This is a genomic window from Nostoc sp. DedQUE12b (genome assembly GCF_034530835.1).
In the GTDB taxonomy this organism is placed as follows: Bacteria; Cyanobacteriota; Cyanobacteriia; order Cyanobacteriales; family Nostocaceae; genus Nostoc.
The window spans coordinates 49,026-74,392 of the sequence record NZ_JAVRCI010000010.1 but is presented as its reverse complement, the minus strand read 5'-3'; the positions used below and the strand labels follow the sequence as shown (position 1 = coordinate 74,392).

The following is a 25,367-nucleotide window of genomic DNA, read 5'->3' as shown; positions in this document are numbered from 1 at the left end:
GTCAGATCGGTTAACTAGCTGACACCAAAAGAGCACTATCAATACAATTCGTAATTGTAATCTTGTAATTCGTGATTAAATTTTATAATTACGAATTAGAATTACGAATTACAAATTATTCAATTACTGCGATCGGTCGGATGTGGCATCAAAGAGGGTAAGCGGGGAAATATTAATAGATAGCTCAATTTTAGAAGAGAGCAAAAGCGATCGCCCAATCTACAACGCAGTAACAAATTGACAATTTAATGGCAGTGCGGTAAAGGCTGGAAGAGCAAATTAGATTAGGATTTTCGTAAAAAATTCTGACCAAGCAGCTTGGTACTCAGCCTCATAGTACAGATTGGTGTAAATGAGCCACCCTTATAAAATGTCTAAAATCCTTATGCAATGGGAATTACGAATTACCCGTTCATGCAGCGTCTTGTAGAGAAGCGGTACAAATGTCTTTGCTAATGACCAAGGACAAATAACTTATAAAAACTAAACTGGAGACATGATGGCAAATTCAACTTTTAACCTTTTAAATCTCAACGCCACTCAGGGCTTTGCTATTAACGACATCAATAAAGGTGACAGTGCACGAAGTTCTGTCAGCAATGCGGGAGACATAAATGGCGACGGCATCGACGATGTGATTATCGGGGTATTCCTTGCTGACCCCAACGGCTTCGGTTCAGGGCAGAGCTACGTGCTGTTTGGCAGCAAAGGCAGTTTTGGTGCCCAATTTAACCTCTCCTCCCTCAATGGCACTAATGGCTTTACTATCAACGGCATCAATGAAGGTGACTTCTTAGGCTCTGTCAGCAATGCAGGAGATATAAACGGCGACGGCATCGACGATGTGATTATTGGTGCACGCTCTGCTGACCCGAACGGCTTCAAGTCAGGGCAGAGCTACGTGGTGTTTGGCAGCAAGAACGATTTTGATGCCCAATTTAACCTCTCCACCCTCAACGGCACTAATGGCATTACTATCAACGGCATCAATGAAGGTGACAACTCAGGCTTCTCAGTCAGCAGTGCGGGAGACATCAACGGCGACGGCATCGACGACCTAATTATCGGGGCACGCTTTGCTGACCCTAACGGCTCTAATTCAGGGCAGAGCTACGTGGTGTTTGGCAGCAAGAACGATTTTGATACCCAATTTAATCTTTCCACCCTCAACGGCACTAATGGCTTTACTATCAACGGCATCAATGAAGGTGACGGTTTAGGCTCTGTCAGCAATGCAGGAGACATCAACGGTGACGGCATCGACGACCTGATTATCGGGGCATACCTTGCTGACCCCAACGGCGACGGTTCAGGGCAGAGCTACGTGGTGTTTGGCAGCAAGAACGGTTTTGATGCCCAATTTAACCTCTCCACGCTCAACGGCACTAATGGCTTTATTATCAACGGCATCAATGAAGGTGACTTCTTAGGCTCGTCTGTCAGTAGTGCGGGAGATATCAACGGCGACGGCATCGACGACTTGATTATCGGAGCACCAGATGCCAGGCCCAACGGCAATTACTCAGGGCAAAGCTACGTGGTGTTTGGTAGCAAGGGCGGTTTTGATGCTCAATTCAACCTCTCTACCCTCAACGGCATTAATGGCTTTACTATCAACGGCACTAATATAACTTACTACTCAGGCTCGTCTGTCAGCAGCGCGGGAGACATCAACGGCGACGGCATCGACGACCTGATTATCGGGGGAGGATTGGGTTTAGGGGAGAGCTACGTAGTGTTTGGTAGCAAGGACGGTTTTCGTCCCCAACTCGACCTCTCCACCCTCAACGGCACTAATGGCTTTACCATCAAAAGCGCCACAGGTAGCTTCTTTAGCTCCGCTGTCAGCAGCAGTGCGGGAGATATCAACAGTGACGGCATCGACGACCTGATTGTCAGCACACTATATGGCGACTTCAGCGACCCTTTTTATAACTCATTGCAGAACACCTTCGTGGCGTTTGGCAACCGCGCTCCCGTTCTTGACCTCAACGGCAATTCAGAGGGAATTGATTTTAGCACTACCTTTAGCGGTACTCCCGTCTCCATCCTCGATCGCAATTTCACCCTAAGTGACAATAATACTACTACCTTAGCTGGTGTCACCATTACCATTACTAATCTTTTTAATGGCGCAGCCGAAAGTCTTAATGCCACTGCTATTGGTAACATCACTTCTACCTACAACCCCACCACGGGCACTCTCACCTTGAGCGGCACAGATACCATTGCCAATTACCGACAAGTTCTTAACAGCCTTACCTACAATAATACTGCTGCCGCTACTGCTAACACTACAATTGAGTTTGTCGTTAATGACGGGCAAGGTTTTAGTAATACCAGTGCAGTAGCAACTACCACCTTGGGTATTGTCCAGAAATTCATCACGGGAACTAAGAGTGCAGATATCCTCATCGGCACACTCAACAACAATATTATCGATGGAAAAGCTAGTAACGATATCCTCACAGGTAACGGTGGTCAAGATAAATTTATCTTTCTCCCTGGCGATGGTATCGACACCATCACGGACTTTGGCGGCATTGGCAAAGGCACAAATCCTTCATCAGGGGTGATTTCTCAAGTTGACACGCTGAACTTTACAGGATTGGGATTAACTGCTAAAAATCTGCAATTAACTCAAAATGGTAATAATCTAGAAGTCACTTTTGAAGATATTGCCAACACCAAAGTCATCCTGCAAGACTTTCAACTAGAATACTTGGATAATTTACCAGTATTAGGTAGCAGAGCTGCGATCGGCAATATCCTGTTTGATAACCAGACCAGCATCGCTGACAGTTTTGATGTCTTCGATGCCAACTCCACTCAAACGAACTTGTTTAATAAGAACACGGTGACATTCCTCAATGACCTTAACAATAACATCACAGGTTTTTACGATTCCAATGATGTGATTAATGGTCAGGGAGGTGATGATATCATCAACGGCAAGAGTGGCAACGATTTGCTACGAGGCGGCGCTGGTAATGATACCCTCATTGGTAATGATGATACCCTCATTAGTAGTGAAGACTATGATACTCTCGTTGGCGGTGCAGGTGCTGATAGATTTGTGTACAAAAAGGATTTTTCCAAACTTTCTCCTTCTACTCTTGTAGTAAATACCATTAGTGACTTTAATAGTTCTGAAGGTGACAAGATTGTACTGGATATAACTTTCTTTAATGCCATTACCTCTGTTGCGGGAAATGGTTTTAGTAATACCAGTGATTTTCAAGTCACTAATTTAGCAGGCACTAGCACGGCGAAAATTGTCTATGACGCTGTGAGTGGGCAGTTGTTTTACAACCAAAATGGCAGTGCGGCTGGTTTTGGCAGTGGTGGTCTATTTGCAACTCTAACTGGTGCGCCAACTCTCACTGCATCAGATTTTGTCTTGCAAGTGTAGTTTGTCCAAAACACGAAACTACTAGCTCGGAATTTTGAAATTGAATCCTTTACTAATACCAATTCAATTAATGATTGCAACACATTTTTGGGTAAAGACGCGACGCCAGTCGCTACAACGGGGAGCCACTGCGGTCTTCTCCCAAGGGGAGACGCCAAGGGCGATGGGGTTTCCCCAAGTGGAGCAAGTGGCGTGGGAACCCCCGCAACGCGCTGGCTCATGAATCGCGTCTCTACAAATGGTCTATTTGTTGCATTCTTTTTTTTAATTGGTATAACAACTCTTGGCTATTTAGATAGACGAGTCATTTCAAACAATTGTTGGGCATTACTTCCTAGAAAAGCATCGAAAAGTACCTGCTTTCCAGATTCCACTTCTACTAGATAGCGCTGGGCAATTTCATAATAGGCGTAAGTCCAAGGAATCTGAATTTCTGCACCACTGTTATCATCTAATACTGTCACCATTTCGGTTACTGCTTGAGTTGCAGTTTGCCGCAAACCACAAGCAATATTTCCCTCTATCTCTGCTTTCATTGGTACACCCAGGTTAGCTAAAGCACTGGCGGTGGTATCAATATCTGGATATTTTGGAGTATTTTGTCCGTTGACGTAGCCTGTAAAGTGGTTGACAGCATATCCGTGCAGTAACACCCAAGCCCCATACTGAGTAACCTGATTCACCTCTTCGACAACAGAACGCTGGGGAGGTAGCCAAGGGCGGGTGAAGACTTGCTGGAGTTGTTTGGCGATGGTTTCAATATTCCCGTCTTTTTGTAGAAGAGTAAGGGGTGAGGTCAGTTCCTTTGGGATTGAAGATACTGTTGTAGAGATGAGTTGAGCGATATTGCTAGGCAATTCATCGACAATCAACTCGCTGATAAACAGCTTGGGTAAATTAAATTCCTCTTGCTGCGGATGACGATAATGACGGGCGTACAAATAAGTTTGAGCAAAAGTATACTCTCCAGCTACCACATAACCCAAAGCTTCTGCAAGTTGCCCCAGGTAGTCAATTCCCAAGTTAACTTGACCTTGTGGAGTATCTACTAATAAACGCAATGACCGAAAGGCAATGTGGTCGTTGGCGACAGTTCCACCCGCAGCAGTAATCATTTGCTGGTAGGTACGAGCATAATTTACCCTGGCGCTGTATTCTTGCCAAAGTAATTTCCATAAATTAAGAGCTATTTTATTTGTCATTTGTCATTTGTCATTGGACATTAAGCACTGGTTATTTCTTTTTTGTTCCCCCTAATATTTTAAGAACTTAAAATCTCGCTGATAATCTGAAGGGCAGTTTGAATTTGGTTGCTGTCGATAACTAAAGGTGGACAGAGACGAATTGCTGCTTTACCGCAACCTAGCAATAATAAACCGCGTAAAAAAGCTTCTTGAATAATGCGATCGCGCAATTTATAATCAAGATTACCCTGTTCATCTAATAAATCTACCGCTACCATCAAACCTTTACCTCGTGGCGATGATACTCTCGGAAATCTTTGATGCAACTGGGTAAGACTAGCTTGTAATAATTCTCCCATCTGGGTAGCGTTAGTCATCAAACCACTTTCTAGCAGTCGTAGTGTGGCAATACCAGCAGCACAAGCTACGGGATTACCACCAAATGTAGTAGCGTGAGAACCGGGAGGCCAAGTCATTAACTCTGGTCTAGCAAGTATCGCTCCTAATGGCATACCACTGGCGATACCTTTAGCAGTGGTAATAATATCAGGCATCACACCCCAATGCTCGATCGCAAATAAGCGACCAGTCCGCCCCATCCCCGCTTGCACTTCATCCACTACCATCAGAATACCGTGGCGATCGCATATCTCCCGAATCCGCTGCAAAAAACCATCTTCGGGTACGATATATCCACCTTCTCCTTGAATCGCTTCGACGACGATCGCCGCTACTTCTTGCGGTGGTAAAATCGTCGTAAATAGCTGTTTTTCCAAGTAATCTAAGCTAGCGTGAGTGCCATAAGGGATATGAGTTACCCCAGGAACTAAAGGCCCAAAATTAGCTCGTTGCACTGCTTTGGAACCAGTGAGAGACATTGCCCCATAAGTGCGTCCGTGAAATGCCCCTAAGAATGCTACGATTAGCGATCGCTTGGTGTAATATCGAGCTAGTTTGATTGCTCCTTCGTTGGATTCTGCCCCGGAATTGGTGAAAAATATTTTTGCGGGAAACCCACTATGATTATGTGGGTGGGGAAAGGGAGCGCGAATTGCTAATTGTTCCGCTAGTTCCACCATCGGCTCATAATAAAAATCTGTCCCTGACATGTGCAACAGACGCGCCGACTGTTCTTGAATTGCCTTGACAACTTCCGGGTGGGCGTGTCCGGTGGCGGTGACAGCAATACCTGCGGTCATATCCAGAAATACATTGCCATCCACATCTTCTACCATACAGCCCTGACCGCGAGATACAACTAACGGGTAATCGCGGGTGTAAGAAGGAGAAGTTACGGCGCGATCGCGTTGTACAATTGCTTGAGCGCGAGGCCCAGGTAAGGAAGTTACTAAATGGGGTGTACGAGGTAAATTTAAGTTAATAGGAATACTTAACATAATTGTTTTCTATTTTTTAAAGATTACTGATGATTAAACGCTAAAGCTTGATTGCTGACAGTAGCATTTGATTCCATTGCTGTAACAATTACGCATTTACCGAAAAATCAGAGTATACGTCAGCGACTCAGGAAAAATTAGCTGTATTTTTCCTGAATCCTCAGAAGTATTTAACGAAAAAGCTTGATGTTAAGCCCTTTCGTATTGTTTAAGACTCTTGCCCGTTTTTATAACACAACTTTTAGAAAATGTTCCCTATTTTCTATTCCCTATTCTCTCTATGGAAACCACCAACTTCCTCTATTGCTGTAAAACTGAAACCGTCCAAAGCCAAGAAATTGACCGTGAGATTTCTCACCCACAGGGAATGCTGTAACACCCAATAAGTAAACACCAGAAAAGCTTGGATTACTTACAGGACGGAGGGCGATGGTAATTGTCTGTCCTGGAGTTACAGGTGGGTCAAAGTTTACAGAAACCGTGCGTGTGTCGCGGTCGTTTGTGACTGAGCCTAGTTTCAGTTGCGTTTCTTTGCGATCGCGTGTTCCGACAAATGCACGGGTATCATCAAGATTGTAGTGGATGTTTTCTGCTCCCTCTTTCTGTGCGATCGTTACCTTTTGGAGGGATTCTCCAGCATTTTCCGGCACATTGATAGTGAAATAGTAAGTTGCGCTTAAAACATTAACATCTTTGTAAGTAGTTATCGCTTCAACAAGTTTTGGCGGTTGGACGAAATAGACTAAGCCATCTCTAAGCTGCACAGCTTGAGTCACCGGAAGCGTAACTTCTCCAATGCCAATTGCTAACGAGAGTGTTATTCCAAACAAAGTTGCAAGGCGCATAATTCAAATATAAAAAAACGCACTTATTCTCATTCTAGTTCCTTGGGAATCAATGACTTAGGAACGATCGAAGCTTGTTTTTCCCCAATAGAAGATTTTGTATACCACCAAGCCCAAGCAATTAAAACAGCTTGCAACGGAAGTCTAACTACGTGTACCCAAGGTGAGTTTGGTATATGTTCAATCTTAATCAGATTAGCCGCCATGTAAATATTGGCTGGGTAAACAGCAATAAAAAGTGCAAGAAGTCCCCAAGCAGCAGCTTGACTTACAGGCGGAACTAATAACCCGATACCACCCAAAATTTCATAAAAGCCACTGAGATAAACTAATCCTAAAGGGTAAGGTAGTTGCGGCGGCACAATTTTGACATATTCTTGTGGAACAAGAAAGTGTGTTACTCCAACCACAATGATGGATATAGCAAGGATGACACGTAATGTTTCCTTATGCTTATTCATGGTTTTTGCCTCTTTATATACTTGCCCTATTACTTCAGTTTGACTGATGGATGTTAATCTGCATTGAGTCAATAGGAGTAAAAATCGACAAAATTTTCCCAAGTACTTACCAAAACAATGCTGAGTAAAAAAGCAATAATTGCACTCAGCACGGGCTAAACCTAGCTATCCGCTAACGGAACTCACAACTGGGCACTCCTGAAAAAAGTGATTGCAACAATAAATAAAACTGATGCACCGGACTGTACTAAAGGATTTATTAACTATGCCACGGCTCGGTTAGTAAAGCAAAACCACATTTTTATCAAAAATTTTCTTAACTACGCTTGCAATTTTAACTACTCTTGTATTAGTATAACTACGACAGCGCAAAACAGTAATATTTGCTGCTTAACAATACTTTTGCCAAAATAGCCTAAGACAAGCGCTTGCTTGAATATGAGGCAGAAACTAGAATCTGCACTAAGATGTACACGACAGTTAAAAATACTTCTGTAAAACCATACAGAACAGAATTTTCTTGACGGAATTTTTTGTTACATGGCAAAAAGAAGTATTTAAAATCTTAGGTTTGTTCGATGTCAAGCCTCGTAATTTGGCGAAGGTATTGTTAATTGTGCGTAATTTTTTCCAAATCAAATTGGATTGCTATAGATTCACTTTGACTAAACAATCAAAACTTTGGAGGAAAACAATGACAGCTACAACAACCACTAATGCTAATAATCTATACAATGTACAAAATCAGTGGGGTGGTGCATCTGCTCCGTGGAATCCTGGTGGAGTATGGGTAATTGGAGCTAGAGCAGATCAGCGCATTGTCGAACTCAAAGTTTCATCAAGTGACAACGGCAAAACACTTAATGGAACTACGACCTATGCTGGTGAAGGCCCCATCGGTTTTAAGGCTACCTTAACTGGAAGCGACAATTACAACGTAGAAAACCAGTGGGGAGGCTCATCTGCTCCGTGGAATCCTGGCGGGACTTGGGTACTTGGCGCTCGATCAAATCAAAATGTTGTTGCGATCGATATTACATCGAGCGACGGCGGTAAAACCCTGACTGGAACTATCACTTATGCTGGTGAAGGCCCCATCGGTTTTAAGAGTGCTGCTGTTGATGGCCGTGTCTATAATGTGGAAAACCAGTGGGGAGGCTCATCTGCTCCGTGGAATCCCGGCGGAGCTTGGGTACTTGGCTCTCGATCGAATCAAAATGTTGTTGCGATCGATATTACATCGAACGATGGCGGTAAAACCCTGACTGGAACTATCACATATTCTGGTGAAGGCCCCATCGGCTTTAAAGGTAACATTGTCGCCGGCAACAACTACACAGTAGAAAACCAGTGGGGTGGTAATACAGCACCCTGGAATCCTGGTGGGACTTGGATAATCGGTAGTCGTGTGGGACAGAATGTAGTAGCGCTCAATGTCACATCTAATGATGGTGGGAAGACCCTAACTGGAACCACGACATATTCTGGTGAAGGCCCTATCGGCTTCCGATCGCATCAAATCTAAAAAGGCGATGGCGACCGATTCTCGGTTAAGTCGGTACTGAACGCAACTCCCAACCCCCTCGCCGCTGTCTCGTGGCAGGGGGCTATGATGTAATTTGTTTTATTAGGAAACGCTATAATAATCGCTAATAATATAGTTTCCCTAGTTTTAACTATCGGGAAACTCAACGCTTAGAACTCTTTAAGCTAAATCTAATTTTTCTCGAACTATTCTCTCATCTCTAAAGCCAACCAGCACAGCTGTTCCATCTTTGACGAAAAGTGGACGTTTGAGCAGCATTGCATCGTGAGTGAATGCATCAACCCACTGTTCATCAGCCCAAGTCTTCTTTTCATCTCCTAAAGCGCGGTAGGATTGACCGGAGGTGTTTCGCATGGGAGCAAAACCCAAAGACTTTACCCAGTTTTGAATCATCTCACGAGTCGGCGGAGTATCTTTGGTGTTGATAAACTCATGGTCAATGTTGTTGTGTTGGAGCCACATCAAAGCTTTTTTGCAAGTGCTGCAATTGGGAATTCCGTAGACTTGAATAGACATAAAATAATTAAGCAACAATCTCCATATATGACATAGCAGGTGGAACTTCTGCTACCAATGCTCTTGTTGTAGAGTCTTTATAGCAGAAATTTAAGGGTAGCGATCGCTTTTAGCAATCGGTAATTCCAAGTATGGAACTGGTTGATCCATAATTCGAGGATTCTGAAATACCAAGGAGTAGTTTTACTAACACTTTTATCTATAAAAAATATGAGCGATGCCTTTAACCGACTTGCACCCTTCATCCAAGAATATATTTATCATCACCAGTGGACTGAATTACGACCAGTTCAAATTGCCGCTTGTCAAGTTATATTTGACACTGATGCTCACTTACTAGTTACTGCTGCAACTGCTGCGGGTAAAACAGAAGCAGCTTTTTTACCAGTTTTGACTCTATTACATGAAAACCCTGCTGCCACAATTGGCGCATTATATATTAGTCCAATCAAAGCTTTAATTAACGATCAATTTGAGCGTCTCAACGACTTACTCAAAGAAGCAGATATTCCAGTTTGGCACTGGCACGGTGATGTTTCGCAAACTCGAAAAAATAAACTTTTAAAGAATCCTCAAGGCATTCTCCAAATTACCCCAGAATCTCTAGAAAGTTTGCTAATTAACAAAAATCAAGACCTACCTCGCTTATTTGGTGATTTAAGGTTTGTGATAATTGATGAAATTCACGCCTTTATGGGTTCAGAACGCGGTTGTCAAATTATTTGCCAATTACAACGTTTAGCAAAGTTGACGCAAAAACAACCGCGTCGTATTGGTTTATCGGCAACTCTTGGGGATTACTCAATAGCGGAAAATTGGTTGAGTTCAGGAACAGATAAGCCAGTTATTACACCCAAAATCGATGGTATAAAACGTCAAATAAAACTATCTGTAGAACATTTTTATATTACTGATGAAGTAGATGAATCAGAGGCAACAGCTGATGAACAATATATTTTCAACCTCAGCAAATCTCGTAAATGTCTAATATTTGCTAATAATCGCACACGAACCGAATCTGTAATTGCATCTTTGCGAAAAATTGCCACAGAGCAAGGATTACCAGATATATATCATGTGCATCATGGGAGTATATCTGCTAGTTTACGGCAAGCTGCTGAAAATGCGATGCGTGAACCCAACAATCCAGCTGTTACCGCCGCCACCCTGACTCTAGAATTAGGCATAGATATCGGTCATTTAGAGCGAGTGATTCAATTAGAATCACCCTTGTCTGTAGCTAGCTTTTTACAACGCTTGGGACGAAGTGGTAGAAGAGGTGAAGCTGCTGATATGCGTTTTGTCTGCGCTGAAGATAAGCCATTATCAGAAGCTTCTCTGCCAGAACAAATCCCCTGGCAACTTTTACAGTGTATTGCAATAATTCAACTTTATTTAGAAGAACAATGGATTGAACCAATCAAACCAATTAAATATCCTTTGAGTTTGCTTTATCACCAAACAATGAGTATTTTAACAGCAACAGGAGAAATTTCAGTTAATGCCCTAGCTAAACAAATTTTTAGTCTGCCGCCCTTTGCTGCTATTTTAAAAGAAGATTTTCAACTATTACTCCGCTATTTAATTGATATTGGTCATATTCAGCTTACTGAACAAGGTAAACTAATCCTGGATTTGGCAGGAGAAAAAGTAGTAAGAAAATTTCAGTTTTATGCTGTCTTTGCTGAACAACAAGAATATATTGTTAAGCAAGGTGCAACAGAAATTGGCAGTATTGTCACACCGCTTCCTGTTGGTAATCAATTTGCTTTAGCTGGGAGAACTTGGGAAGTTGTAGAAGTTGACTTTAAAAAGAAGGCTATTTTTGTTAAACAGTCTGAGGGTAAATCTAGTATTTATTGGCGTGGTGGAGGTGGTACTATTCATACCAAAGTTTTACAACGAATGCAGCAAGTCTTATTTGAGAATATTGAGTATAGTTACTTACAAAAAAATGCTTTGCAACGGTTATGTCAAGTTCGCCAATTGGCAGAGCAAGTTGGATTAAATAAGCAGAATATTTTGCAATTAGAAAAAGGTAAATGCTGTATTTTTCCCTGGATGGGTACGGTTGCTTATCGCACTTTAGAAAGATTACTCAACTCATACTGTCGGGAATCGTTGGAAATTACAAGTATTGGCGGAGTAAATCCCTATTATTTGACAATTAAATTAGGCAAAGATAAATTTAAATATCTTTATCGTGAAATTGCTTCATTGTGTGAACAAAGGATTCTTCCAGAAGATTTAGTCAGTAGCTCCGAAGCACCGGAAATTCAAAAATATGATGGTTTTATTCCTCATTCACTTTTACGTAAAGCTTTTGCTAACGATTATTTGGATATGACTGAACTGAAACAGCAAGTGGCATTGTGGAGAGCATAATAAAGATAAGTCGGAATTATTTAAAATTACCTATTTTTTAATTAATTTGTGGAGCGATCGCAAATCATAATTTAATATTTTTCCAGTATTCAAAAGTTGATATCCAGCAACAAATAATGCTGATGATGCCACAACAACTAAAAGATTAACTGATGCGAACACATTACCAGTAAAAGCTATGACTACAATTCCTAGCGCTATCAAAATCCATCCTAAGTTAGGGTTTATTCGCTGCTGACAAAGGATGAAAATACCAGAAATACATAGCAATAAACCAGGAATACCAAAAAATATACCAACACGAATATTTGCAGTTAAAATGATGATGCCTGCAACCATTAAAGCAAAGCCTATATACCTGGTTGTTTGATTTACCGGAGTTTGTCTGCTGTTCAGAGTAATTTGAGCCTGCATTTTTGTGGAACTTGCAAGAGGAAAAAGATTTTCTTGAGATTTTATCTTCTCTTGAAATATAAATGTAACTTTTTCTCCTTGACCAAAGTCTATTTTATCTCCTACATTTATTTGGCAGGGTGTTCTAGGTTCTAATCTAGTATTGTTGACAAATGTCCCATTAGAACTTCCTAAATCTTCAATAAAGTAATTATTTATATGAATTTGAATTCGTGCATGGATGCGAGAAACCACATCTGCATCTGGTAAGTTAGAAACATCAATATCCGGTGGAATTTGGTCATTAGGTTTACCTATATGAAACACTGCAATATTTGGTGCTAATTCAAAAGCAGTATTGCTTTGAACATGAAAAAGCTCTAAACTCATTCCGATGATGTTAGACGTACTTAAATTTTGCATAGTTTTTAGTCAATAATTTCTCTAGACTTTTGACTCTTGCAAATCAGCAGGCAATTTTAATCCATTGTGGCTTACCGATTTCCCCATCTGATGCAAAGGAATCTCAATCCAAAACTCGGTTCCTTTGCCCAGTTCTGATTTACACCGCAGTACTCCAGAGTGTTTCTGCACCACAATCTGATAGCTAATTGATAAGCCTAACCCTGTTCCCTGACCCACAGGTTTAGTGGTAAAAAATGGGTCAAACAGTTTATTTTTCACCTCTTGGGTCATACCTGGCCCATTATCTGCAATTCTCACTACTACTCGGTTATCACTAATCAGCTTAGTACTAATTATAATCTTACTAGGATTGCTCTCAATCTCTTGCCGAGAACATTGAACATTGCACATATCAAGAGCATCGATCGCATTATTAATTACGTTCATAAACACTTGATTTAACTGCCCTGCATAACACTCTACCAGAGGTAACTCACCATATTCCTTAAGGATTTCAATTTTGGGATTCTCTGGCTTACCTTTTAATCGATTCTGCAAAATCAGCAGTGTACTATCAATACCTTCGTGGATATCAACCTCTTTCATGTCTGCTTCATCTAGATGAGAAAAGGTGCGTAAAGACAAGACAATCTGCTGAATTCGTTTAGATCCCATTTTCATTGAGTTGAGAATTTTGGGCATATCATCTAGCATAAATTCCAAATCAATTTCCTCTACCTTTTCCTGAATTTGTTGTCCAGGATTTGGGAATTCTTCTTGGTAGAGGCGTACTACTTCTCGCAGGTGTTCAGTGTATTCACGGGCGTGGACGATATTACCAGAGATAAAATTAACGGGGTTATTAATTTCGTGTGCAACCCCTGCCACAAGCTGACCAAGACTAGACATTTTCTCTGTTTGAATCAATTGGGCTTGAGTGCTTTGGAGTTCTTGTAAGGCTTTCTGAAGTTCTGATTGTGCCTGTTTCCGTTCAGAAATCTCCAACTCTAGACGTTGGTTCATTTGGGTTAATTCAGTGTTCTTCATCAGCGTTTCACGAGATTCAGCTAGCTTCAGTGACATGTAGTTAAATGATTTAGCCAAGTTTTCTATTTCATCTCCTGTCTGAATATCTAAACGGTAATCTAGGTTTCCGGCAGCAATTTCTGCTGTTCCTGCTTGTAATTTTTCCAGAGATTTAATCATTGGACGCCAAATAACTAGAAATTTACCAACAAGTAGCATTACAATTACTTGCACAACTACAAAGGAGATAATTCTCTGCACTTGATATAAATTTTCCAGTTCATCTTCAACTAGGAGGTTCTGCTGGTTCGCACGTTTAATCACCTGACTCAGGAACAACTCAATATCTCTATCAAAGGAATTGATGGCTCTAAAGTATTGCTGGGAATCTACTAAAGAAGTGTCCTGATAATTCCAATTAGTTAGTTGACTTGCTAACTGGCTAAGAAACTGGTGACGGCGGCGAATCACTGAAATTTCTGTAGCATTTGGCATCAGTTTTTCTAATTTATCCAGGGAGTCTAAAAACTCTTTTGAAAACTTGAATTTTCCTGTATCTTGAGTTTTAAGTAAGATAATATCTTTGAGTTCAATAATTTCAGATTTCAAGGCATTTTCCGCAATCAGAGCAACTCTGATAGTTTCAGTGGTTTGATTGCTTTTCTCACGGATAGTCTGCTTAATTTGTTGGACAGCTACATTATTGCCAACGATAATAGCTATTATCAGTCCGACAGACACAGATGAACCTGTAAAAAACTTTGTGGAGATTTTCATTTTGCCGGAACAGAAATTAAGTTGAGATATTTTCGGAGTTGCTCAATAGGAGCGTAATCTGAAGGACTAACAAGGGTGTATCCGGCTGACTCAGTTCCGATAATATCCTCAAGACCTTCTGGGCTACTAATAAAAGCCTGCTTTAGCCGTTGAACTAACTCAGGTGGCAGTTTTTTAGACACTACTATTGGAAAATTGGGTATGGGGGCAGATTCCCACAGTATTCTGGAATTTTGAGGTGTTAGCTTGCCGCTTTTTTGCCGTTTCAAGTAAGAGGGAATATTAGTCGCTGCGGCATCAACAATGCCATTTTCTAATGCAGCCATACTATTACTATGGCTACCAGCATAGAGGACTTGAGCAAAATTTTGACGATCATCAATTCCTAGTTTTTTGAACGTTGCCAGTGGCATCAAATACCCAGAGGTTGATAATTTGTCTACAAAGGCAATACGTTTACCTTTGAGGTCTTTTAAGGTTTTGATGAGACTGTCTTTTTTGATAATGATACACGCCCGATACCAGGGTTGTCCCGTATGTTTATCAATGGGAGCAACCAACGGTTCAATTTTAGCACCCCGGTCTATTGCCTCCAGATAGCTCATAGGCCCTAAATAAGCCATGTCTAGCTTATCTTGCAATAGCCAGTCAATTATTTGCTCATAATCCTTAGCAATCTGAAAATCTACTGAACTGGCGATCGCATCTTGCACTTTATCGATCTCTAGTTTTTTGTGTCTCCCTTGTCCCCCAATAATTTTTGATGGCGACTCAGTATCAACCCTTTCTCCAAGAGATTGCTCTAAGTATTCTTTTAAGGGTTTAATCATCCGTTCTTGCTCTATCCGGCTTTGTGTAAGTAGCATCCCAATTTTTAAAGTTGGTAAGTTTTGTTTACTTGAGACACTATCCACAACAGGCTTATTTTTCTGAAATTCTTTTCCAATACAGCCTGTATTCATTAGCGCCATGATTACCGCTACAATCAAAACTTTACTTTTACTGAATAAGCGATATCTAGTAACGTGCCACAGTGCTACTAAGCATTTGTTCATAAAATTCAATTTAAATTATAGATAGTTGATCTTAGAGTACGGAACGACTAACTGACCTTAGTCCACATGAGCAGACTAAGATCAGTTATCAGTTACACATACTATGTGAGCAGAGGGCTATTTACATATTTTTTTTTAAATAAATGTCAAAGTACAGCTTTGCGTAAAAACATGGTATTTTTAAACGTAAAGTATTTTAAATGGGAATTTGAATCCAGAATTCTGTGCCTTTTCCTGGTTCTGATAGACAATTCAAAATTCCACCATGTTTTTCTACTACAATTTGGTAGCTAATTGACAATCCTAAACCTGTTCCCTTTCCTACCTCTTTTGTAGTGAAAAATGGATCGAATAACCGCTTTTTAATCTCTTCTACCATTCCTAATCCATTGTCAGCAATTCGGATGAGGACAAATTTACTATCTAAAATTTCAGTACGAATTATAATTTGTGGTTTATGATTTGTCTTTTTCTTTAACATTGAATCTTCTAAGGCATCGATCGCATTAGTTAAAATATTCATAAATACTTGATTAAGCTGCCCAGCATAACAATCAACTAGAGGCAAATCACCATATTCTTTAACTATAGATATATCTAAGCCAATTCCATTATTTTTCCAACGATGGTGCAAAATCAATAACGTATTTTCAATTCCTTCATGAATGTCAACTAATTTTTTATCTGCTTCATCATGGCGAGAAAAATTTCGCAATCCCAAAACAATTTCACGGATACGATTAGTACCCATATTCATCGAGGAAAGAAGTTGAGAAAGGTCACTAGTAAGGAATTCCAAATCAATTTTTTTTGTGAAATCTTCAATTTCTACTTCCGGTTGGGGATAGTGTTGCTGATAAAGGTGCAAGAGAGTTAACATCTCTTGAAAGTATTCGTTAGCATAGGTTAAGTTACCATGAATAAAATTAACTGGATTGTTGATTTCATGGGCAACTCCGGCGACTAATTGTCCTAAACTAGACATTTTTTCATTTTGGATCAGTTGAGATTGAGTTTGTTGCAATTTATGCAAGGTTTCAGTGAGCTTTTCAGCTTGGGTTTGAGCTTCTAAAGTAGCAGCACGACTTTGGGTATAAAGTTGTGCATGATCGATAGCGATCGCTATTTGATCGCAAACAGCTTGTAACAGGCTAATTTCACTGTTATTCCAAATGCGATCGCCACTACAATGACTGCACACAATTGCTCCAATCTCCCCGGAATTACTCTTAACTGGTAGCATTAGTTGAGATGTGATCCCAAACTCAGTTAAAAGTTCTTGCATATCATAATCAAGTTGTGATTTACTATTAATATTTTCGATGCAGATTAGTTCTTGAGAGAGAAGATTTTGAGTAAAAAAATTGCTTTTTTGCAGTGGAATACTGCCTAACATACTTGTTAAGTTAGGGTTTCGTGCTTCATAGGTAATAGTTAGACTTGCTTGGGATGGGTGCGGTAAATAAGAAAGAAAGTAGCAACGGTCAATTTGTAATAAGCTGCGAATTTCATTCACAGCAGTTTCTAGGATCATATCTAGGTCAAGAGAACTGCGAATTTGGCTAGCTAGACGCAGTAATAAGGCTTCCCGACGGCTAAGTAGTTCTTCTCGCGCCCAGATTCGGTCAATAGCTACAGCAATATTATTAGCAATCCAATTTAATAGGTTATGAGTTGGTTCGGTAAATAATTGCTTACTAAATAAAGCCATTATACCGATTATTTGCTGCTCTACTATTAATGGATAAGCAGAAAATCGAGAAATTGAAAATGTAGACTCTATAAGCTTTTCTGAATGATTAACGGATAGTTCTTGGTTAAAAATAGCTTGATGATTTTGAATCATTGAGCCAATAATATTATTAACTAAAGCGATATGATCTGGAAAATCTTGAGTATCGCTCAAAGCACTACAAGTAATATCTGTGCAATGAACGCCAGCTTGTAATTGTAGCTGGTTTGTCTGGCGTTCAAATGTCCAGATACAAACGAAGCCGATATCAAGGTATTGGGAAATAGTATTTGTACAATTTTGCAAAATTTCTGGAAGTGTGCCACTTTGAGATAAAGCTAAACTGACTTCTGCACTCAAAACTGACAAGCGCGATCGCTCCAATAAAGCTAACTCTGAAAGCTTACGCTGTGTAATATCTGTACGAATTGATACATATTGATAAGGATTTCCATCTTGTCCCAACATTGGGGCGATCAAAGTATCAACCCAATAAAAAGTTCCATCCTTGGCTTTATTCTGAACTTCTCCCTTCCATATTTTTCCTTGGGCAATAGTTTTCCATAAGTTTGCAAAAAATTCTTTTGTGTGGTGACCAGAATTGATAATTCGATGATCTTGCCCTAGAAGTTCTTCTGAAGAATATTTAGAAACTTCACAAAATAGGTCATTCACATAGGTTATTCTTCCAGTCCTATCAGTAATAGCTACCAGTGAATGAGCATTTAAGGAAAATTTAAAAGCTTTTAATTCTTGGATAGAATTTTTTAGGGCTATTTCATTCTCTTTGTTAATAGTTATGTCACGAGCTACTGCATAAATCAACTTTTCTTCACTAAAACCAGTCGCATTCCACGATAGCCATTTGTAAGAACCATCCTGACAAAGATAGCGGTTTTCAAAGCTGACTGCATCTACAGATTGTGTAATTTTTTGGGCTGCTGCAATAGTAGATTCACGGTCTTCAGGATGAATAAATTCGATAAAGGGTTTAGTAACAAGTTCCTGAATTGACCAACCTAGTGTTTTTGTCCATACTGGATTTAAATACTTAAAATAACCATCAAAATTAGCAATACACAATAAATCTATAGAAAGTGAGAAAAATCGAGAGTATTTTTCTTCAGATTGTTTGTACTCAGATTTAACTAGTTTCATCAGCTTTTTAGGTATGAATCTTTTTTAATAAAGGTTAAATAAGTTAGTACGTTTTTTACTGAAGTTGAACAACCATTTTGATAAGATATATCAACCTAGAGACTCACCTAATATCAGTTATGGCAAAGACTATTTTGCTTACGAATAAAACGTAGTTAACTTGATGTAGAGTCAATAACTATCTACTAGTTTCTACTAAGTAAGCTAGCGATTGACTTATTTATCTACTAAATAAAGGTTTCCCTAAAAAGCTGTAAAGTAAACATTTATATTTTAAAATTAAGATAAGAAGTGTTAAGTAAACTGAATTAATCAGAATTTTTACCTGTCATTGTCCTTAAGCCGCCAAGGCATTAGTACCACAAAGTGTAATTCGTAGTTAAGAATTCAATGACGAATTATGAATTACGTTAGCGCAGCGTTAGCGACGCAGGAGCGTCATTACAAATTATTTTAAGCAATACTCCCGCGCTTTCTGGCTTCTTTGTAGGAAGTTCCCACGTTTTTCAAACCAGCTTTAATCATTTGTTGTTCGAGAAGCGCAAAGAAACGCGCTTTATCGCCACCTTTTACTACTGCTTGATTATGCGCTTCGGCGATCGCTACAGGGTAGCCATATCCTTTTTGTACTTGTGCTAACATCAGTCCCAGTGCTTGGTCTAACATGGTTGCATTCTCGGCGACCCATGCCGGAACTTCAATTCGGGCGATTTCGGTGCCAACGTGGACGTAGCAAAAGTAAATTGTTTGATCGCCATAAAGTTCGAGAATAGGAGAATTGCTGCGCCACAAAGTAGTGCGTTGTCCTGGTTTGAGTCTGCTTGCCCAAACAGAAGTATCTCGCAACTGTTCAAAAATTTTACAAGGTACTTTTTCTAGCTGATTTGGGCAATGACTTTTACAGTCTGGCGCTGGATGGGGACAAGCTAATAACCGTAAAAAGTTCATTGTTTCGATGCTGCGAGAGGCGCTAAGATAGCCCATTAAAGGAATTCGAGCATCACGCATTTGCTGCCAAGCTTCTAAGATAGGGGGTAAAATGCGATCGCGTGCATCCATCGGCAACTGTTCTAAAAACCAGTAAATTAGCGAACCATCTACCATCGCTAGTGCCGGCGTTTCCGCTTGTGCTGCATCACATGCAAGTTCTGCTAACACCGTTGTTTCGGAAGCAGTGCGGCGAAAACTCATCCATTCTTCGGTTCTAATTCCCCATTGCCGAGACATATATAAATCTTCTGGGCGGTAAAATACTTCTGGCACACTATCGAGTAATGGATGGCGATTTTGTCCGTAGTGTAAGACGACTCTGCCGATATTTAGGAGATAACAATAAGCAATTTCGTGATGGTTGGGGGCAATTTGGGAACCATCGGTAGCAATGACAGTATGAATTTTGGGGGGAACTGGGATATCGATGCAGGTTTCTAGCGGCTCAATTGGGGTAGCGTTAGCAAAGAGAATGCGATCGCGCCATTTTTCTTGGCGATCGATTAAATCTTGTTGACACTCGTAAGCATTTTTTAAATGTTGTTGTGCCAGTTCTAAACGCTGACGACTAGCAGCAGCTTCTAAGGTAAGATGCTGACTTAAACCCTGCATTTGTCGCGCCAGTTTTGTTAGGTCAAGCATAAAAGTAAGTACGAAGTTAGGAGTGAATAGTTATGAGTTATTATTTCAGCTAAATTTACAAAATACATATTTAATTTATATAAATACGTCCAGAAATTAAATATCCATCATTCAGAATCTTTGTAGAGACATAGCAGCGCTACGTCTCTTTTTGACTAGATATTTAATATATTAAAGCCAAGCGGAGAAATCTTTGGCAAACTGAGAAAGTGATAACAACTGAATTCGCGGATCGTTTTGAGCAGTTTCCCTTTCTGCTTGCGTATTATAGCCCCAGTCTGCAAGGAAAAGTTTTACATCTTCAAGGTCTGCTTGCTGTTGGACTAACTGTAATGTCTTGAGTCTATCTTCTACAAACCAGAGACTAACTGACTTATCTTCTGCTGACTGAATTAATTCTCGCAAAATTTCATATTTGGGACGCTTGACTTCTTTTCCAAAGATTGCTTCTGGTGGTAAATTCACTCCTTCTTGTTGCAACAACTGCTCTAGAAAGCGCCCTTCTTTAGTTGTCACAATGTATAGTTTAACTCCACTGTCAATAGTTAATTTTATTTTTTCTACTACAGCCGGATAAAATCTATGCAGACTCAGCCAACCACCTAAATCAGTGGTAATCCATTCATCTCGCTGGTGATCTAGTTTTGCACCAATTTCTCTTGCTTGGAGCTTATCATTTAACAAAATTTGTGGGGCAATGCTCACCCATTCATGAAGAATCTTTTCGTCAGGAATTCCATCTATCAAGGCTTTAATTAAAATGGGCATTTCCCAACCCGTTTCAATAACAGGCCTTAGTCGATAGAATCTCAAAGCTAAATCATCTGGCGGTGTGTCGTTAGCAGAAGACCAAATTTCACAGTAGGCACGCCATGCTACCTCAAAATATTCAATTAATCCGTCGCAAATCACTCCATCAAAGTCCAGGGCTAAAATTTTGGGACTACTTGTGGTCATTGGTTTGAGAATGAAACTGCTGTTGTCAGCTTACCCGACAAATTTCAATCATGCAGTAATTTTTGTTAGTCTTTTATAATTCATAAATTTGCTGAAAAAGTATGGTGGCATTGTTAAATTTGATTTTTTACTGGTAGCTTAACGAGGATCTACAACAGGTCTGCGATCGACCAAATGAATTTGGTTTTGCTTGACTATTACAGTGATTAGTGGTAAAGAACGTTTAGCTGGGTCACGAACAACTCGACCCTGAGACGACTTTGGCTGACTTTGGGAAATAGATATCCGATAGCTACTGATGCAACTGTAGTACCTAGCACATAGGTTAAAAATCCTGGCGTGTTTTTATCCTCGCTGGAATTTTGCCATTAATAGAAGAATGTTCCATGATGATGCGATTTGCCTAGCAAGGTCTACTAATATACTACGGTGCGATCGCATTAGGATTAATCTACATTTATGTTTACTGTGGGTTGATTTTCATAAAATTGGCTTTTTTAAGAGTTGTTCCTGAACTGTAATTTTTAATTATTATTTATTTCTGGAGGAGGAGGTTATTTATAAACCTCAGAGCTAGGCTATAACCTAAGATATGTTCCTCACAAAATCTCTTCAAAATATATTCTCAAACTCTCTCCAGAGAAAGAACTCTTTATACTCTTGATTTTTTAAGCTGTTGTTAGTCGAGTTCCATATTTTAATAACTGAAAGCGCCATGAGTGATAAAAATCAAGAAAATCAAATTAATCAACCAGTAAGCGAAGATCGGGATTCTCGTGAAAAGCCAGATGTGAACGAAAGAAACCTAACCGCGAATCCAGGAGATAGAATTTCTGATAAGCCTCAATCAGTTGAAGAGAAGGCTAAACAGGCAGCTGTTGATCATGTACCAGATATTACAGGCGACACAATCACAGTCCCGACTTACTTTGTTGTGGATGAACCCAACGGCGAAAAGAAGGCACTCCACCACGTTAAAGATGCTGAAGAAATTTCCGACGTAATTCGGGAAGCGCGAGTTGACGAAAATGGAAATCGAATTTGGTGGTAGTTGTTTATTGAAGACGCAAAGACGCGGAGGAGTTATTCAATACTCTCTCCGTTTCTTTGCGTCTCCCGCTGACCACGTTTTCTTTGGTCAAGTTAGTATTGCTAGATTTCGTTTTGCTCATCTACTGTCTCTCCAAGTGGATGAATTATTTTTCCCTCAAGTTTTGCACCTAAACCGAGCCTTAATTCAATTTTAGTAATCGTTTCCAATTCAGCTTCTAACTGCTCAATCGTTGGCAAATTACCTTGCAAAGCCTCCAGCAAAATATCTTGTAGCTGATACACAGAAACACCAATTGGCTTATGCATATCTCGCAGGGAATATTTGGCCATTACCTTACTTCTACTCTTGCATAGAATCATTCCAATTATAGGCTGATCATCTGGTTGCCTCAAGAAATCATCCACTGCACTAACATAGAATATTCATCTTACCGGAATACTTTGGTTTTAACTCTTCAATTTTTAGGTCAATCACTATAAGCAGTGTAAACGTGCGTGGTAAAATAATAAATCAATATAAAAGTCTTCACCACCAACTTCAAGATGGTATTGACTACCTAAATAACCAAAACCAACCCCTAACTCTATTAAAAAATCGCGGATGTGGTTGATTAAAGCACGCTCAAAATTAGGTTCCAGAAAATCTTCACCTAAATTGAGAAAATCAAAAGTGTAGGGTAATACTAATTCTTTGTTGACTGCTATTGCGGCGCGTAACTGAACGCTAGAAATTCGTGTTTTTAGTTCAGTTAAAAAATTTTCATAACCGATAACATCAGATACACCCCTTTCTAAAGCTTTAGATTTCTCATCTCTAGGCATAAGAAAATATTAACGCTACTTCTATACTGCCAGCATTACGCAAAATTTTGCTAACCAAATTTTGATATCAGATACAGATATGTAACAATCCAGCGTTATATCAGTATTCTTGCTGCATTGACAAAAGAACGCTGTGAGTTAAATTTATCAGTATTTACACAAAAGTGGTTGCCAAAACTTCAACATATTTTCATGTAAAAATTTTTTTTGCGCCCAAAAATTAAAAATTATAAGAAGTCGTCATTTCTGCCTTTGACATCAGAGTGTATAGCTTGAATAATGTTCTTACGTAAAAATCCATACTTATATAAGACTTATATTTGATTTTTGCTAAATAGACTAGAGAGCAAAACCTGATTGGCTTGCTCTCAGTTCGCTTGGCTTTTAAAAATCAAATGTGATTGTTATATAAGCTGGCATTAATAGGGTTGCATTATGCATTTTTTGAATTCCAAAACCAGCTTAAAAACTCGTCAAAAGAACAATAAAATAAGTACATTTCTTTTGACTCGTAGCAACATTGTACTGCTCATTGGATATTTAATCACTCTACCAATTTGTACATTGATAGTTTTATCTTTATTATTACCCTTGTTTAGTGCTAGCTTATTCACTTCCATTGGAAACTCGTACCACTCTACATCGATTCCTTGGATAGATAATGCATCTGAATGCGAACATACTGGCAGAAATTGGAGCGATCGCAAGTGTTGGGATAATGAACACAATCCGATGTTTTGAATGGAGATTGCGAAAAGCGTAGGCGCAGCCCGCACTTCTCTACGAGACGCTTTGCGTAGCTTGCTTCCACGTTCGCGGAGCGTGCCGTAGGCAAGTGGTACGACAAGCTCAGTGACCATCGTAGACATCACTCTCATCCATGCCACTGAGTAACTTCCATCTAGCTAATTGCAAAATAATCATCATTGCTATGCGTTTATCGCATTAATACGGATTTACTATAGCTTTACAGATGCCATTCTAAATGAGGGAATAAAGATGGATACCCCTGGCGATTGACCAGGGGCTTTTTATTTAGCTAAACGTCAACACCGAACTCAATCGCGCCACAAGGTCTACCATTTCTGCTTCAACCTGCACATCAATATGACCTGTGGATACCCCTTTTTCAGGGTACAAAAATACTATAAAATAGCGATCGCACCCTTAGAGCTTTTGTAAAAAGCCACGTATTGTTTTTATTTCGAGCTTAGTTGGGGAATACTAAACTAAGCACTGAATCTATATATGACCTTTTTACACAAAATTACTAAAAAATTTTCTCGTAATAACTCTCAAAATGTTTCTGGGATAAATCCATCTGTAATCAGCCAACAACCTACAGGGCTGAAGCAACCAGCAAAACCATCACAACCGAAAACTCTAGCTGAATTAGAACAGGAAATAGCAACACAGGGGCAGGTTAGCAGTATACCCCATCAAAAAAGACCTAGCAAACCCAACAAAGGTATAGGTACTAAGTTGATATGGATAGCAGTACTTATCGGCATTCCCGCAGGTGTGGTTTGGCTGGCGAATCTGCCTTACCCAATAATTCGTCGGACTGTGGTACAAAATACGCCTTTTTTATTGCTACCCAGTTACATGAGCATGGAACAGCACTATCGGCAAGCTTTGGCATCACTTGAGCAAGCTGAATACTTGATTGAAAAACCCACTAGTGCAGCAGATTTAGTGTTGGGTGAACAACAACTGCAACAGACAAAAACACATTTGGATAACTTGCCAGTTGGGTTAGTTAACGATTGGCCGGAATACAAATATTGGTGGTATGACTGGCGGTTCAGCGTTTACGGTCTGAATGCAGCGCGTCGTCAAGTAGGACAACTAGAAGCCAAGGTTTTTCAGGAAAAAAACGCTCAAACCTTGCTCACTGATAATAGTCAAGCATTATTGAATGCAAAACAGCAGTATCAAATTGCTACAACAGTAACCGATAAAAAGTCGGCGATCGCAGTTTGGCGTTCAGCACTGGATAAGTTAGAAGAGATTCCCGGACAAACCTTAGCCGGAAGAACTGCTCAAAATCAACTAGATGCCTACAAGCGTGATTTTAAAGAAGTTGTGGGATTAGCAGCGGGAAATGAACGCGTCAGTACTTTAATTACCGCAGCGCAGCAATTTTCTTGGCAAGCTGCAAAAGCTGGCCAAAATCCACCGCACACAGTCAGCGAATGGGAACAAATAGAAAATTTATGGTCAGAAGCGATTAATCGGTTAAAACAGATTTCTTCTGAAGATTTGGTCGGCTATGCCCAAGCACAAAAGTTATTAGCAACTTATGAGACTAACTTGGGTCAAGTCAAAGTAAGACGACAAGCTGAGGCAGATTCTGTACAGGCTTTCTTGATGGCACAACGAGAAATAGAAAGCTTAATGGCTTCAATTCCCACTGACCCCAAAAATTTGGATCGCAATCGTGTAATTAGTCAGTTACACAGCATTATTAACCAATTAGAAAAGGTAGAAAAAGGTACAACTGTTTATTTAAAAGCTCAAGAGTTATTGCTATCGGCAAATAATAAATTCAAACAACTCCAGTGAGATTTTTCAGTTGTATTTTTGATGAGTAACGTTACTCAGTCAAACC

At 39.9% G+C, this 25,367-nt stretch carries 18 protein-coding genes and 1 pseudogene; 6 read left to right on the top strand and 13 right to left on the bottom strand.

Features of this window, described 5'->3' with window-relative positions; all coding sequences use genetic code 11:
- The first annotated feature begins 496 nt into the window (after nucleotides 1–496).
- Both RMY16_RS07725 and RMY16_RS07720 read left to right on the top strand, forming a co-directional pair.
- On the top strand, nucleotides 497–3,412 hold the full coding sequence (locus tag RMY16_RS07725; protein ID WP_322735886.1) for a hypothetical protein: 2,916 nt from the start codon (nucleotides 497–499) through the stop codon (nucleotides 3,410–3,412).
- A 70-nt stretch (nucleotides 3,413–3,482) separates the two neighbouring features.
- Entirely contained in the window at nucleotides 3,483–3,635 is a 153-nt protein-coding gene (locus RMY16_RS07720) for a hypothetical protein (protein WP_322735885.1), read from the top strand.
- Nucleotides 3,636–3,699: 64 nt separating this feature from the next.
- Here the strand turns inward: RMY16_RS07720 and RMY16_RS07715 are convergent, their stop codons facing one another.
- From RMY16_RS07715 to RMY16_RS07700, 4 genes are all read right to left on the bottom strand, one after another.
- Entirely contained in the window at nucleotides 3,700–4,614 is a 915-nt protein-coding gene (locus RMY16_RS07715) for a VOC family protein (RefSeq protein ID WP_322735884.1), read from the bottom strand.
- A gap of 59 nt (nucleotides 4,615–4,673) precedes the next feature.
- Nucleotides 4,674–5,993: an acetyl ornithine aminotransferase family protein gene (locus RMY16_RS07710; RefSeq protein ID WP_322735883.1), complete on the bottom strand. Its 1,320-nt coding sequence runs from the start codon at nucleotides 5,991–5,993 to the stop codon at nucleotides 4,674–4,676.
- A gap of 278 nt (nucleotides 5,994–6,271) precedes the next feature.
- Entirely contained in the window at nucleotides 6,272–6,838 is a 567-nt protein-coding gene (locus RMY16_RS07705; protein ID WP_322735882.1) for a DUF2808 domain-containing protein, read from the bottom strand.
- A 29-nt stretch (nucleotides 6,839–6,867) separates the two neighbouring features.
- Nucleotides 6,868–7,299 carry a DoxX family protein gene (locus RMY16_RS07700; RefSeq protein WP_322735881.1) on the bottom strand — a complete coding sequence of 144 codons (432 nt, stop codon included), beginning with the start codon at nucleotides 7,297–7,299 and terminating at the stop codon, nucleotides 6,868–6,870.
- A 694-nt stretch (nucleotides 7,300–7,993) separates the two neighbouring features.
- Between RMY16_RS07700 and RMY16_RS07695 the strand changes: the two genes are divergently transcribed.
- Entirely contained in the window at nucleotides 7,994–8,824 is an 831-nt protein-coding gene (locus tag RMY16_RS07695; RefSeq protein WP_322735880.1) for a lectin ESA-2, read from the top strand.
- Nucleotides 8,825–9,004: 180 nt separating this feature from the next.
- Here the strand turns inward: RMY16_RS07695 and RMY16_RS07690 are convergent, their stop codons facing one another.
- Entirely contained in the window at nucleotides 9,005–9,361 is a 357-nt protein-coding gene (locus RMY16_RS07690) for a Spx/MgsR family RNA polymerase-binding regulatory protein (protein ID WP_322735879.1), read from the bottom strand.
- Between the two features lie 210 nt (nucleotides 9,362–9,571).
- On the opposite strand from RMY16_RS07690, the gene RMY16_RS07685 reads away from it, so the two are divergent.
- Nucleotides 9,572–11,746, top strand: coding sequence for a DEAD/DEAH box helicase (locus RMY16_RS07685; RefSeq protein ID WP_322735878.1), 2,175 nt, complete (start codon nucleotides 9,572–9,574; stop codon nucleotides 11,744–11,746).
- A gap of 30 nt (nucleotides 11,747–11,776) precedes the next feature.
- On the opposite strand, the gene RMY16_RS07680 is transcribed toward RMY16_RS07685, so the two are convergent.
- The 6 genes from RMY16_RS07680 to RMY16_RS07655 form a co-directional block, all read right to left on the bottom strand.
- Nucleotides 11,777–12,562 carry an FHA domain-containing protein gene (locus RMY16_RS07680; RefSeq protein WP_322735877.1) on the bottom strand — a complete coding sequence of 262 codons (786 nt, stop codon included), beginning with the start codon at nucleotides 12,560–12,562 and terminating at the stop codon, nucleotides 11,777–11,779.
- 21 nt (nucleotides 12,563–12,583) lie between these two features.
- The gene (locus RMY16_RS07675; protein ID WP_322735876.1) at nucleotides 12,584–14,347 is read right to left on the bottom strand and encodes an ATP-binding protein; all 1,764 of its coding nucleotides are present in this window, start codon (nucleotides 14,345–14,347) and stop codon (nucleotides 12,584–12,586) included.
- Nucleotides 14,344–15,402 (bottom strand): phosphate/phosphite/phosphonate ABC transporter substrate-binding protein, encoded by a 1,059-nt coding sequence (phnD, locus tag RMY16_RS07670; protein ID WP_322735875.1) that lies wholly within the window; start codon nucleotides 15,400–15,402, stop codon nucleotides 14,344–14,346. Before phnD ends, RMY16_RS07675 begins: the two co-directional genes overlap by 4 nt.
- Before the next feature lie 196 nt (nucleotides 15,403–15,598).
- Entirely contained in the window at nucleotides 15,599–18,292 is a 2,694-nt protein-coding gene (locus RMY16_RS07665; RefSeq protein ID WP_322735874.1) for a PAS domain S-box protein, read from the bottom strand.
- A gap of 453 nt (nucleotides 18,293–18,745) precedes the next feature.
- Entirely contained in the window at nucleotides 18,746–19,924 is a 1,179-nt protein-coding gene (locus RMY16_RS07660) for a DNA double-strand break repair nuclease NurA (RefSeq protein WP_322735873.1), read from the bottom strand.
- Between the two features lie 171 nt (nucleotides 19,925–20,095).
- Nucleotides 20,096–20,881, bottom strand: coding sequence for an HAD family hydrolase (locus RMY16_RS07655; protein ID WP_322735872.1), 786 nt, complete (start codon nucleotides 20,879–20,881; stop codon nucleotides 20,096–20,098).
- A gap of 715 nt (nucleotides 20,882–21,596) precedes the next feature.
- Here RMY16_RS07655 and RMY16_RS07650 point away from each other — a divergent pair.
- Nucleotides 21,597–21,932, top strand: a complete 336-nt coding sequence (locus RMY16_RS07650; RefSeq protein WP_322735871.1) for a hypothetical protein — start codon at nucleotides 21,597–21,599, stop codon at nucleotides 21,930–21,932.
- A gap of 101 nt (nucleotides 21,933–22,033) precedes the next feature.
- On the opposite strand, the pseudogene RMY16_RS07645 reads toward RMY16_RS07650, so the two are convergent.
- Nucleotides 22,034–22,756: pseudogene (locus RMY16_RS07645) on the bottom strand (PDDEXK nuclease domain-containing protein).
- Nucleotides 22,757–23,229: 473 nt separating this feature from the next.
- Nucleotides 23,230–23,625 carry a hypothetical protein gene (locus RMY16_RS07640; protein WP_322735870.1) on the bottom strand — a complete coding sequence of 132 codons (396 nt, stop codon included), beginning with the start codon at nucleotides 23,623–23,625 and terminating at the stop codon, nucleotides 23,230–23,232.
- Nucleotides 23,626–24,004: 379 nt separating this feature from the next.
- On the opposite strand from RMY16_RS07640, the gene RMY16_RS07635 reads away from it, so the two are divergent.
- Nucleotides 24,005–25,321 carry a hypothetical protein gene (locus RMY16_RS07635; RefSeq protein ID WP_322735869.1) on the top strand — a complete coding sequence of 439 codons (1,317 nt, stop codon included), beginning with the start codon at nucleotides 24,005–24,007 and terminating at the stop codon, nucleotides 25,319–25,321.
- The last annotated feature ends 46 nt before the right edge of the window (nucleotides 25,322–25,367 follow it).

Bases quoted from the DNA above. Each gene is read 5' to 3' on its own strand.
- RMY16_RS07685 (WP_322735878.1), top strand. From the start codon at position 9,572: ATGAGCGATGCCTTTAACCGACTTGCACCCTTCATCCAAGAATATATT.
- RMY16_RS07700 (WP_322735881.1), bottom strand. From the start codon at position 7,299: ATGAATAAGCATAAGGAAACATTACGTGTCATCCTTGCTATATCCATC.
- RMY16_RS07660 (WP_322735873.1), bottom strand. From the start codon at position 19,924: ATGCTTGACCTAACAAAACTGGCGCGACAAATGCAGGGTTTAAGTCAG.
- RMY16_RS07680 (WP_322735877.1), bottom strand. From the start codon at position 12,562: ATGCAAAATTTAAGTACGTCTAACATCATCGGAATGAGTTTAGAGCTT.
- RMY16_RS07690 (WP_322735879.1), bottom strand. From the start codon at position 9,361: ATGTCTATTCAAGTCTACGGAATTCCCAATTGCAGCACTTGCAAAAAA.
- RMY16_RS07715 (WP_322735884.1), bottom strand. From the start codon at position 4,614: ATGACAAATAAAATAGCTCTTAATTTATGGAAATTACTTTGGCAAGAA.
- RMY16_RS07695 (WP_322735880.1), top strand. From the start codon at position 7,994: ATGACAGCTACAACAACCACTAATGCTAATAATCTATACAATGTACAA.
- RMY16_RS07665 (WP_322735874.1), bottom strand. From the start codon at position 18,292: ATGAAACTAGTTAAATCTGAGTACAAACAATCTGAAGAAAAATACTCT.
- RMY16_RS07650 (WP_322735871.1), top strand. From the start codon at position 21,597: ATGAGTGATAAAAATCAAGAAAATCAAATTAATCAACCAGTAAGCGAA.
- RMY16_RS07635 (WP_322735869.1), top strand. From the start codon at position 24,005: ATGACCTTTTTACACAAAATTACTAAAAAATTTTCTCGTAATAACTCT.
- RMY16_RS07720 (WP_322735885.1), top strand. From the start codon at position 3,483: ATGATTGCAACACATTTTTGGGTAAAGACGCGACGCCAGTCGCTACAA.
- RMY16_RS07675 (WP_322735876.1), bottom strand. From the start codon at position 14,347: ATGAAAATCTCCACAAAGTTTTTTACAGGTTCATCTGTGTCTGTCGGA.
- RMY16_RS07705 (WP_322735882.1), bottom strand. From the start codon at position 6,838: ATGCGCCTTGCAACTTTGTTTGGAATAACACTCTCGTTAGCAATTGGC.
- RMY16_RS07640 (WP_322735870.1), bottom strand. From the start codon at position 23,625: ATGTCTACGATGGTCACTGAGCTTGTCGTACCACTTGCCTACGGCACG.
- phnD (WP_322735875.1), bottom strand. From the start codon at position 15,402: ATGAACAAATGCTTAGTAGCACTGTGGCACGTTACTAGATATCGCTTA.
- RMY16_RS07725 (WP_322735886.1), top strand. From the start codon at position 497: ATGATGGCAAATTCAACTTTTAACCTTTTAAATCTCAACGCCACTCAG.
- RMY16_RS07710 (WP_322735883.1), bottom strand. From the start codon at position 5,993: ATGTTAAGTATTCCTATTAACTTAAATTTACCTCGTACACCCCATTTA.
- RMY16_RS07655 (WP_322735872.1), bottom strand. From the start codon at position 20,881: ATGACCACAAGTAGTCCCAAAATTTTAGCCCTGGACTTTGATGGAGTG.